9 protein-coding genes are annotated in these 11004 nt (G+C 36.4%); 7 read left to right on the forward strand and 2 right to left on the reverse strand.

The window, feature by feature from the left end:
- Positions 1 to 91 precede the first annotated feature (91 nt).
- Positions 92 to 619, forward strand: a complete 528-nt coding sequence (gene ftnA / locus CXF79_RS05950; RefSeq protein WP_011041017.1) for a non-heme ferritin — start codon at positions 92 to 94, stop codon at positions 617 to 619.
- 96 nt (positions 620 to 715) lie between these two features.
- Here ftnA and CXF79_RS05955 read toward each other — a convergent pair whose 3' ends face one another.
- Positions 716 to 1054 carry a winged helix-turn-helix domain-containing protein gene (locus tag CXF79_RS05955; RefSeq protein WP_101154322.1) on the reverse strand — a complete coding sequence of 113 codons (339 nt, stop codon included), beginning with the start codon at positions 1052 to 1054 and terminating at the stop codon, positions 716 to 718.
- Positions 1055 to 1059: 5 nt separating this feature from the next.
- Positions 1060 to 2580, reverse strand: a complete 1521-nt coding sequence (locus tag CXF79_RS05960) for a DUF4397 domain-containing protein (protein ID WP_011041019.1) — start codon at positions 2578 to 2580, stop codon at positions 1060 to 1062.
- A 288-nt stretch (positions 2581 to 2868) separates the two neighbouring features.
- On the opposite strand from CXF79_RS05960, the gene CXF79_RS05965 reads away from it, so the two are divergent.
- The 6 genes from CXF79_RS05965 to CXF79_RS05990 all read left to right on the forward strand — a co-directional run bounded on the left by CXF79_RS05965 (position 2869) and on the right by CXF79_RS05990 (position 10887).
- Positions 2869 to 4053, forward strand: a complete 1185-nt coding sequence (locus tag CXF79_RS05965) for an NAD(P)/FAD-dependent oxidoreductase (RefSeq protein ID WP_011041020.1) — start codon at positions 2869 to 2871, stop codon at positions 4051 to 4053.
- 134 nt (positions 4054 to 4187) lie between these two features.
- Positions 4188 to 5012 carry a TnsA endonuclease N-terminal domain-containing protein gene (locus CXF79_RS05970; RefSeq protein WP_101154323.1) on the forward strand — a complete coding sequence of 275 codons (825 nt, stop codon included), beginning with the start codon at positions 4188 to 4190 and terminating at the stop codon, positions 5010 to 5012.
- On the forward strand, positions 4999 to 7125 hold the full coding sequence (locus CXF79_RS05975) for a transposase (RefSeq protein ID WP_101154324.1): 2127 nt from the start codon (positions 4999 to 5001) through the stop codon (positions 7123 to 7125). Before CXF79_RS05970 ends, CXF79_RS05975 begins: the two co-directional genes overlap by 14 nt.
- Positions 7126 to 7128: 3 nt before the next feature.
- Positions 7129 to 8559 carry an ATP-binding protein gene (locus CXF79_RS05980; RefSeq protein WP_101154325.1) on the forward strand — a complete coding sequence of 477 codons (1431 nt, stop codon included), beginning with the start codon at positions 7129 to 7131 and terminating at the stop codon, positions 8557 to 8559.
- 44 nt (positions 8560 to 8603) lie between these two features.
- On the forward strand, positions 8604 to 10199 hold the full coding sequence (locus CXF79_RS05985; RefSeq protein ID WP_101154326.1) for a TnsD family Tn7-like transposition protein: 1596 nt from the start codon (positions 8604 to 8606) through the stop codon (positions 10197 to 10199).
- 187 nt (positions 10200 to 10386) lie between these two features.
- On the forward strand, positions 10387 to 10887 hold the full coding sequence (locus CXF79_RS05990; RefSeq protein WP_101154327.1) for a hypothetical protein: 501 nt from the start codon (positions 10387 to 10389) through the stop codon (positions 10885 to 10887).
- Positions 10888 to 11004 lie beyond the last annotated feature (117 nt).

Consider the following 11004-nt stretch of genomic DNA (forward strand, 5'->3'; position numbering starts at 1 on the left):
GTTTGTAAAATTGAAGTGATACGATTTATTACTTGAATCAATACTGATAAAAAGGCAGAATTCACCCAATTTAAATCTTTAAGGCAAAATCATGTTAAAAGCTGAAATGGTAGAAAAGTTAAATCAACAACTTAATTTAGAATTTTACTCTTCAAACTTGTACTTACAAATGAGTGCATGGTGTGAAGAAAAAGGTTTTGCCGGTGGTGCAGAGTTTCTACGTAAACATGCTAATGAAGAAATTCAGCATATGAATCGTTTGTTTACTTACGTGAGTGAAACTGGTGCTTTACCTATCATTGGTGCTATAGATGCGCCACCACATGAATTTGAAAGCTTAGGTCAGTTATTTGAACTAACTTATGAGCATGAGTGTTTAATCACTGAGCGCATTAACTCATTGGCTCATGAAGCATTTACTAATCAAGACTACTCTACGTTTAACTTCCTACAATGGTATGTTGCTGAGCAACATGAAGAAGAGACGTTATTCAAAGGTATTTTAGATAAAATCAATTTAGTAGGTAATGATGGTCACGCTTTATTCTTCGTGGATAAAGATTTAGCAGAACTAGCCAAAACTGGCAGTAGCAGTATAATGACAGAAGCAAGCGCATAAGCGTTTAACTACCCCGCTTTAAATTATTATCTAATTAAATGTCCCCTCAATAGTGCAAAACACCTTTGAAGGGACATTTTTTTTGGTATTAATATTTTAAACACAAGAAGACGTTAAGAATATATAGCCCTGTCCCTTAACTGTTTTAATCACTGGACGCGAAGAAATCGCCAGCAGCTTCTTTCTTAAATTGGCTATATGACTATTAATACTTTTATCACAACTGTCCAGCTTACGTTGAAAAATGCGCTGAGCAATAATCTCTCTTGAAATCAACGAACCTGCATCGATCATAAGTACAGCCAGTAAATTAAACTCTAATCCCGTTGTCGTAACCGACTCTCCTAGAAACCGCACAGAACGATTTAAAAAATTTAATTCGACTTGGGCAATAACCAGTTTGTTAGGGGTTAGATGCTCTTCTGCTGTTAACATGCTGCTTATTCTGATTCTTGAGCAGAGGTTTGCGTAAACATTGTTGTTTTATAACCGGTAGCTGAACTGTCACTGCTTTCGAGTATTAAAAATTGCTCTATGGATTGTTCATTGAGTATCAATTCAAATGAATTCAATATAATTGAACTACCATTATCCTTAGCAACAACAAAAACTTGATAGCTGTTATTTTTTAAGAGGATTGAACTGGTATTTTTGTAATTTGTCTCACGGTAATAAGTAGCAGAGTTGATGGTTTCATCTTGTCTGACAAAGAATACTGTTACTTGAGAAAAATCATCAGATTGAATTAAGTTAATTATTTCAATTTCATGTTCGTAAATACTGGTCAGTGAACTATTTTCAACCATCAAAGAGAATAGGTTAACTTCAATTTCATCAATGATGCCATCACCATTTTCATCAATGTTACCGTCGTTATCGGTATCGATATACTCTTGCTCAGCATAGAAAAACAGGGTTTTATTGGTGTTTTCAACTAAAGATAATAAATGATTACTTAGTAACGGGGTATTGTTCTCAGTAGTGGTGAGATCTACGCTGTAGTCACCACTTGCTAAGATTAGTGCATTACTCATTTCACCGTAGGGTAAAAAAGCGATTACGGGGGTATCGTCAACACCGTTGATATGCAGCGCAAAAGCTTCTTGGTAATTACTTAACAGCTCATGATTAGCAACGGCATTATAAGCGCTAAATTGTGCCTCAGATTTATCGTCAACATAGTTAATTACCGTAGAGTCCGACATGATATCTAACACATAAGGTGATGTGCCCGCGCCGTTGTTTTCTCTGACAATCATAATATTTTGAGAGCTATAGGCAAAAGGGATGCTACTTGAAGTGAACAACACCTCTTCGTTACCTGCTTTAGTGATATAAAAAATATAATCATCTTGATCAAGTTTTTGATTATCTGATAACTGCTGGTAAGTATATTGACCAACTAACACTGCTTCATTAAAACTTCCATCATCCTTAGAAAGATAAAAATCAACGGCTTGCTGGTTTGAGTGCATATTTAGCACCCTAAGATTAAATAGATCGTCGATCGTATCATCGTCATCATCAATGACAGGAATACTGTGCACCATAACTTGTGGAGATAAAATGCTATCGCTCAGTACTATCATATGAATAGTATCTTCAGTTAACGCTATGCTATTTTCATAAATAACTGACAGATCATCGGTCGCAGAGCTGTCATCATCTTGCCAAGCTAATTGATAGTAATAATCTTGGCTTGTTAAGCTGATATTACTATGGGCATTGCCATAGGAAATAGCCGAAAATGTTTGTTCAAAATGATCATCATCGTCGTTATCTTCAGTAAGATCTTCATCTAGGGTTAAATAAATGCTGGGTGAATCTTTTGATAAATTATAGAGTTTAACGTAGCCCTCTCCGCTACCATCGTCACTAGAATCACAGCCCAGTAAGATAAATAGTAAGATGCCAGCAGCAAGGCAGCTCTTTAAGGCTTGTAGGGTTTTAAGTGTCATCATCTGTTTTCCATAATGTAAAGTTGCAACAATTTGTTGGCGAATGTTATGCAGCAATAGATAGCCACTTTAGGGAAGAGTTCCTACCTTTACACAATCTTTACTTTTCTTTATTTTAGAAATAGTAATACGAGGTATTTACGCGCTTTATTGGGAATAAAGCCTTTTCATCAACCTTTTTGTATACGCCCTATTTGCATAAAGATTATAATAGCGGCGAAATTTTCAAAGCCCTCTGCGTAAGAACGTCCATAAGCGTACTCATAAGGCTTTTATTCTTAAGGTGTAACAGTGATCACAACAGACGTATTAATAATTGGTGCCGGTGCCGCAGGCTTAATGTGTGCAGCACAAGCAGGCTATCGTGGTAAAAGCGTTGTTGTGGTTGATATGGGTAAAAAACCTGCTCGTAAAGTGTTGATCAGTGGTGGTGGTCGTTGTAATTTCACCAATGAAAATACCACGCCTGAAAATTATCTTTGTCAAAACCCACACTTTGCCAAATCTGCTTTAAGTCGTTATAGCGCGCAAGATTTCATTGATTTGGTGGATCGTCATGGTTTGAAGTATCACCATAAAACACTTGGCCAGCTGTTCTGTGATGATAGCGCGCAAGATCTGGTTGATATATTGATGACCGAATGTGAGTGGGCAGGTGTTGAAGTTAATCTGCGCAGTGAAGTGCTGTCGGTCACCAAAATTGACGACGGTTATAGCGTAACAACCAATGACAAAAGCTATCAATGCAAATCCTTAGTTGTCGCCTCTGGCGGTTTAACCATGCCTAAATTGGGCGCAACACCCATAGGTTATAAGATTGCTGAGCAATTTGATTTAAACGTACTGGAAACCCTAGCAGCATTAGTGCCGTTCACCTTGCACGAGCACGACAAACAACGTTTTGATGGTTTATCTGGTATTAGCTTATTGACTGAAGTCACCAGTGAAGATGGTACAAGCTTTAAAGAAAATATTTTGTTTACCCATCGGGGTTTATCAGGGCCAGCAATTTTACAAATATCGTCTTTTTGGCGCGCAGGGCAGGCGGTAACTATAAATTTATTGCCAGAATGTAACCTGAGCGAAACCTTAATTCAATGGCAAAACGAACAAGGACAAAAGTCAGTGAAAAACTTACTGGCGACCTTATTACCGAAACGCTTTGTTGAAGTACTAGTTAAAGACGGAATTATTGCAGATAAACCAATCAAACAACTTAATCACCCTGAAATTACTGCACTAAGTGAATATTTACATGCGTGGCAGATTAAGCCGAATGGTACTGAAGGTTACCGAACAGCCGAAGTTACGTTAGGTGGTGTTGACACTGATGAGCTATCAAGTAAAACCTTTGAAAGTAAAAAACAGCAAGGGCTGTTCTTTATTGGTGAAGTGATTGATGTCACTGGTTGGTTGGGAGGCTATAATTTCCAATTTTGCTGGGCTAGTGGATATGCTTGCGGTCAAGCGGTTTAATTGTGTGTAGCGACAATAAAGTTTGTCCATAGCCGTTAAAGATTGTCCATAAGGATAATTATTTCCCTTAAAGTTTGTCCATAAGCTGATTTATTACTATTATTAGTGGTAATAATTATCAGTGGACTTTATAAATGGCAGGCCGAAGGTTAGAAACATTTGAAGATTTTAAGAGGTCTTTAAAAAATAAGTATGGTGTAGGCGAAGGCAAATTATATAAACCTTGGCTTCGAGTTCAGGATGTTAAATCAAAGGGAGTTCGCTCTCAAATACTTGGTCTCAAAACGCACAGAGTTCATCATACCCTTTCTTTAATCGAAACAGAGTTCTTCTATCTTGCAGAGCATTGTGATTCTGTAATTGATATCAGAGAGCAATTTCCCCTTTTTCCAATTAACTTATCTATTAAAATTGCAGAATCCTTAGGGGTTAAACATCCAACTCATCCTAAAACTAATGTCCCAATAATAATCACGACAGATTTCCTGCTGACAAGAAGTATTAACGGCCAAATAGTTTTTGAAGCTATTTCTGTTAAGCCTGAAACCGAATCTGATAACCAAAGAGTCTTGGAAAAGCTTGAAATTGAACGTGTGTGGTGGGAGCTTCTAGGTATTAATTTTTCTTACTTTGTAGGTTCTGAAAGTACAAAAATACAAAGTAATAATATTAATTGGGCAACTCACCCTTTAAGAGAAGGAACACAACCATTCACTCAACATCAATTAGAGTTAGCGATACATCTAATTACACCAGGTAAACAATTTATTCGTGATATCTGTAATGACTTTGTTGAAAGAGCAGATGTAGTACATGACGAATCCTTGAATCTACTAAGAATCTTAATTGCGAAAAAGTATATTAGCGTTGATATTTCATATTCATTAGAAAATGCTGATTTTATCAATATATTAACAACAAACTTTAATCAAGAGGATTTAGCTATTGGAAATTCTTAAAAATAGCCTTTGGCAAATTGAAGAATTTGATGGTATCGATTCTGGTTTATATCGAGTTATTCATATTTTTGATGATCTTTCATGTATTGCATTATTCCCAATTAAAGAAAGCAAATCTTTATATCGCCCTTTGGTAATAGATTTTAACTTATTCCAATCTGAAATAGCGAGTCATTCAATTCTTGAAAGTGAATTCATTTTACCGCCTCATATGCTTGTTAGTGAAGAAGAATTAAGTGAAGAACATATCAGAAAAAGAAATGTTAACTTTAAGCTAATTGAGGGTATTGTTTATGATCTGGATTTTTTATTTGATTACGCAACAAAAAAAAGAGTCCCTACGTTAGCGTCTTATGCCAAAGAAAAAAGTACATATCATAAGAATATAGCACGACTATTAAATCTCTATTGGCGCTACGGACAAGATAAGAATGCTTTTCTACCTGCTTATCAAAATAGTGGTGGTATTGGTAAAGAAAGAAAAGCGACAGGTAAGGCCTTGGGGGCACCAAAGGTTCCAAGAACTTTAGCGGTAGAGCGCTCCAAAACATATAAATTAGAAGATATAGATAAGAATAATTTTCGAAAATCTCTTAAAAAACATCATCTAAAACCCCATGGAAAAAACCTTAGAGAAACTTATAAGGAACTATTAAGGACTTATTATTTTGATGAAGTGAAAATAGCGAATGCACTAGGTAAAGCACCATACGTTCCTAGTTACAAACAACTAACCTCATGGAAAAAAAAGCTATTTCAGCCTGAAAATATTATTAAATCCTCTACAACAGAGCGAGATTATTTATTAAATAAAAGAGGTTTATTGGGAAGTTCAAAAGATAGTTGGACTGTGCCTGGTAGTTGTTTTGAAATTGATGCAACGGTTGCAGACGTTCATCTTGTGTCAGGTTTTGGCAAACAGTATGTCCTAGGGCGGCCAACGATCTATTCAATAGTAGATAGGGCTAGTGGGTTAGTAGTCGGGTTAAACGTATCTCTTTATCACGCATCATGGAGGGCAGCGAGACAGACAATGGCAAATGCTTTTTTACCAAAATCGTCCTATTGTAAAGAATTCGGCATAGATATTCAGGAGTCAGATTGGCCTGTTGCACATATCCCTTTAAGACTCATGTGTGATAATGGCGAAATGATTGGTTTACAGCCTCAAAAGTTAGTAGTCCCTCTAACTGAGTTGCAATTATCTCCACCGTATCGCCCTGATTTTAAAGCGATGGTTGAGCGTTCTTTTGGTCTTTTAAATAAAGAAATCATACATCAACTTTTAGGTACAACACGAGGTGGAAAAGTTATTCGTGGAGATAAAGACCCGAGAAAAGATGCTGTGTATACACTTCAGGAGTTTACAGGATTGCTTATTGAGGCCGTATTAGAATTGAATAGAACCACACGCACTAGCTTAGCAAGATCGAGTGCACTTTTAATTCAACGAAATTTAGCACCAACCCCTTTAAACTTCTGGAAAATTCACTTATCTGAACATAAACATGCTTTAAATGTTGCAGATAGTAATGATGTTATTAGTCGGTTGTACCCTCCTGTAAAAGTTAGCATGACGCGTGATGGAATTGAATATAACGGCATGTATTACTCTTGTGAACGAGTTATGAAAGATAATTTGGCATCAATAGCTAGGGCACAAGGTCAATGGCAATTAGATGGGCGCATCAATGAAAATACAACCAATTATATTTATGTGAAATTTGATAAAAACGAAGGTTTTATCAAATGTAACTTACTTCCTAAAAGTAGGATGTTAAAAAATCAACCAATGCATGAGTCTGAATTTATTCAAGACTGGCTAGATATAAAAAAAGAAGAAACGCCAATAAGTGTAGAATCCATTGATGCTCGAGATAAACGTAAGGAAATCGAAAAAAAGGTAAAATCAAGAGCTAAAAAAGATGATCTATCATTTACAGAGAAAGTCAGAAATACCCGTGAACATCGTGAGAATGAAATAAACACTACGGCAAGTCCTGTGAATAATACATCTGACTTAGCACAACAAGAAAATAATCCTAAGCAGGCTGAAGCTAAATCAAGCGAGGTTTTTTATCTACCTCGCAGACGGCCTAAGAAAGGTAATTAGAATATGCGTAAAGAAAAAGCCAAATACAATAAAGCTATATTACCAGAGCATCAAGGTAACCCACTTATTGAAGCTCTCACCCCTAAAGCAAGTAAAGTTAAAGTAATGGAATCTTTTGGTCATTATCCTGAGCTAGATGAAGAAATTAGAAAACATCTAGACCCACTAGTAAGAGAAGAGTATACGGTTAGACTAAAAGCATTACGGCAACCGTTGCCTCTTTATTATGATTGTTTTAGAGCTATTGAAGTTGCTATCAAAACAGGTTATTCCGCGAAAAACCCACTTAGTCCAACAACTGCGCAGTACTTACATTATACAGTTGCCGATAGACCTGAAATTGAACCACATACAGGTTATTTTGAGCCGAAAGGTGATGGAATTACACTTGTTGGTGAAAGCGGTGTTGGTAAGTCCTGCATGTTAGAACAAGTTCTTAATTATTTCCCTAATATTATTGAACATGATTCATACCAAGGTCAAGCGATGGAACACCGTCATCAGGTGGTGTGGATCAAGGTTGATTGTCCTAACAATTCAAGTGTAAGAGATCTTTGTGAAGAGATACTTGCTTCACTCGATTTAACTCTTAGTAATGAAAAAACAAAACCAGAAGGTACTATTGGAAAGTTAACTAGGCAAATAGAACAAAAAATCAAGTCGAGTTTTTTAGGTCTTTTAGTTATAGACGAAATGCAACGATTGGTTTTCAGAAGAACTGGCGGAGAAAATAACTTACTTAATTTTCTACATAGTTTAATGAATAAATTAGGCGTACCCATATTTTTTTGCGCAAATCCTCCTTTCAACCAAACCCTATCAAGAACACTAAAAGCAGCCCGAAGAGCAGAAAGCGCAGGTTACTTTGAAATGGAAGCTTTACGTAGAGGTAGCCAATCATGGGAGTACTTTATAAATGAATTATGGGACTTACATTGGACTAATGTTTCTACTGAATTGAGTGATGAACTAAACGATAAGTTGTTTGAGCTGTCTGTTGGGAATCTTGATATGGCCCACCGAATTTATCGAGATGCCCAAAGATTGGTGATTGGTTCTGGTGATGAACGGATCACAACCGCTGTGCTAGAACAAGCCCATATTTCATCTTGTGGACTTTCATCAAAAACTGAAGAAGTTAGAAAGCTTCGTAAAGAAAACACACTACCCAGAAGAAATCAGAAAGCTGATACGCCAAATTCATCTGTTAAAATAGATCAAACAAAAGTAGATAAGAAAATTATCGGTGATATCACTAGACCACAGCATCCTGAATTTGAATATCAACTACGAGAACTTCAAAATGCCATTGATTTACCAGTACGTATTGTCGATCCAGATTTACTACGAAGGGCTGTAGAGGTGAAGAATCCACTTAAATACTTCAAAGACAATAATCTGTTGTGTGATGACCCTTTGGAGCAGTTCAAATAGGATAGTCTAAAATGTAAGTAGAATATTTAATTATTGGTGCTGAAATGCAACTCCCTACCACATACCCTGATGAAACCCTTTTCAGTCGATATGTCCGGCATATGACTATTTTGGGCATGAAAGAAAAAAATTACCTAAAACTTCTATTCAAAAGGCCGCGAGCCAGCATTCACCCATATTTAACCATTGGAATAACAAAGGCATCCCAAATGTCTGCAGAGAGTGCATCAGAAATCTATGCACAACAAACTTTAGGAAGGCTTTTTTCTTACTTCTTACCTCATCGAGCAACAGATATTTATAAGGCTTTACTATCAGACGATGGCAATGCAGTAATTAGAGCTTGTCAGTTGGTTAGCTTCAAAGAATCAGAGGTGCTATCTCTTAAATATTGCCCTGTGTGTGCCAAAGAAGACATGAGATGTTACGGTGTCTCATATTGGCACCTCATTCATCAAGTACCAGGTGTTGAAGCTTGCCCGTCACATAAAGTTTGGCTTACTCATCAAGTGTTACCTGAAAGACCACATGTCAAATTACATCTATTACCGACAACTTCTGGAGAGGCACAAACTTGCTCTGAGCTTAGTTATGAAATTGCTAAGTTCGCTAGTGCTTTTTTAAGAAGAATTGCGGTAACTAATGAATCATTTGACCAAAATCATTTAATAACAAAAATTCGCGAATGTGGCTATACGCATGGAAAACAAAGATTTAAAAGGATAGAGTTAACATCAGATTTATTCAATTTCATAAAAGAATTAAAACACAGCGATCCAAATTTATTACCCTACTCTGAAGCCGACTATAGGTATTTATCATATTTGCTGTCAGGACAAGTATCTCAGCACCCATTTAAATATCTCTTAGTTGATTTTTGGCTGAACAACACCTGCAAAAATATCCCTAACCCTATAAATGAAATTAGTCATGGTGAACCATCTGTTGCTCAACAAAAGATAAAGTCGAGTTGTATAAAATTATTGAAACAAGAGAAATCATTAGCCGAAATTAGTCGCTTAACGGGTAAAAGCAGATGCTACTTAAAGGCCCTTGCAATGAAAGAGAACATACCAATTATAATCAAGCCCAGAATTATTACCGATAAAGTGATAAATATAATTCTTGCTTTGGGCTACAAAGGATTTCATCGTAAAGCCATTGCAAAACGTTTTCATATTTCTACCGGAAGCGTAGAGCAAGTAATCTCATCTGAATCTGGGCTGGTTCAAAGAAGAAGGCGGTATAAGTTTGAATCCAAAAGGCGGAGGTACAAGACTCAAATATTAAGAGCCTTGCAACAAAAGCCCTCAGCAATAAAGCAAGAAATAAAAGCGTCTTGCTATGCGGCTTTTCATTGGCTTTATGCTCACGAAAAGGTTTGGCTAAACTCGACCTTGCCTTCCGCCACAAAACCCATAGTTCGGTCAAAAATTAACTGGGAAAAAAGAGACATTGAATTAGCCCCTAAAGTTAGCACCATTATGCATAACATCAATTGTGCTATATCTAGTACTAAACTAGATAAAGCAATTGGTGGTCATGGATGGCTTATACATATGCAGCATAAATTGCCTATTACAATGGCTGTTCTTCATGAGTCTAAGAACATTAAACAGCTCAGCTTCTTGGTGGGATAAGCTTTTGTACCTAGTGCAAATTTTTTGAGTAAAATACTGAAGACTATTCGAGTATGATTTAATCACTTTCGATTTGAAAAACTCTATTTAATTCATTGTTTGATACTGAGCTTAATATAAATAGTAAGTATGGTATCTCTTTGTAAGTATATAATATTTCCTATAAAATACTCACAAAGGAGATACAATGATTTATTGGAATGATTTTGTTTGTGATGGGATAACTTACCCTCTTAAGCATTTGCACCCCGAAATATGGGAATTTACACAAGCTGCAAAAGGTGACAAGCCAGAGAAGGTATACAAAATAAGGATCATTTACTCCCTGCATTGCTTTACTGTTAAGGGAGGTACAAAGCTGCCTTACTCTGATAATAGAGAGACTAGAAGCTTTTGTTTTACCCGATATGAAGATTCTAAAATGCTGCCTGAGATAATTAAGACTCTAGAAGCCGGCTATGTTTACCATACAGGAAGACAGAATTTTTTAAGGATAGATCAAGGTACAGCGAAAGAATACGAAGTGTTTTTTACTGTAACTAGGACTCAAGGGGTTGATTTACAAATATATATTCAATCAGCTTATTTGAGAACTAGAGGGCATACGCCAAAAGCTGGAAAGATAAGGTTTGCGATAATAGCGTACAACACATTGATAGGAAAAAAAATAAGTCCACCTCGCAGATAGCAAAAAAGCACCTCGTGAGGTGCTTAAGTACTTAATCAGGGTCTTTCAATATCACGCTCTTGGGCGGTAACCTCGTTAAAGGCGACATTAACTCACTCTTTCAAGTCCTGTTTATAA

Source organism: Colwellia sp. Bg11-28 (genome assembly GCF_002836245.1).
Classification (GTDB): Bacteria; Pseudomonadota; Gammaproteobacteria; order Enterobacterales; family Alteromonadaceae; genus Colwellia; species Colwellia psychrerythraea_A.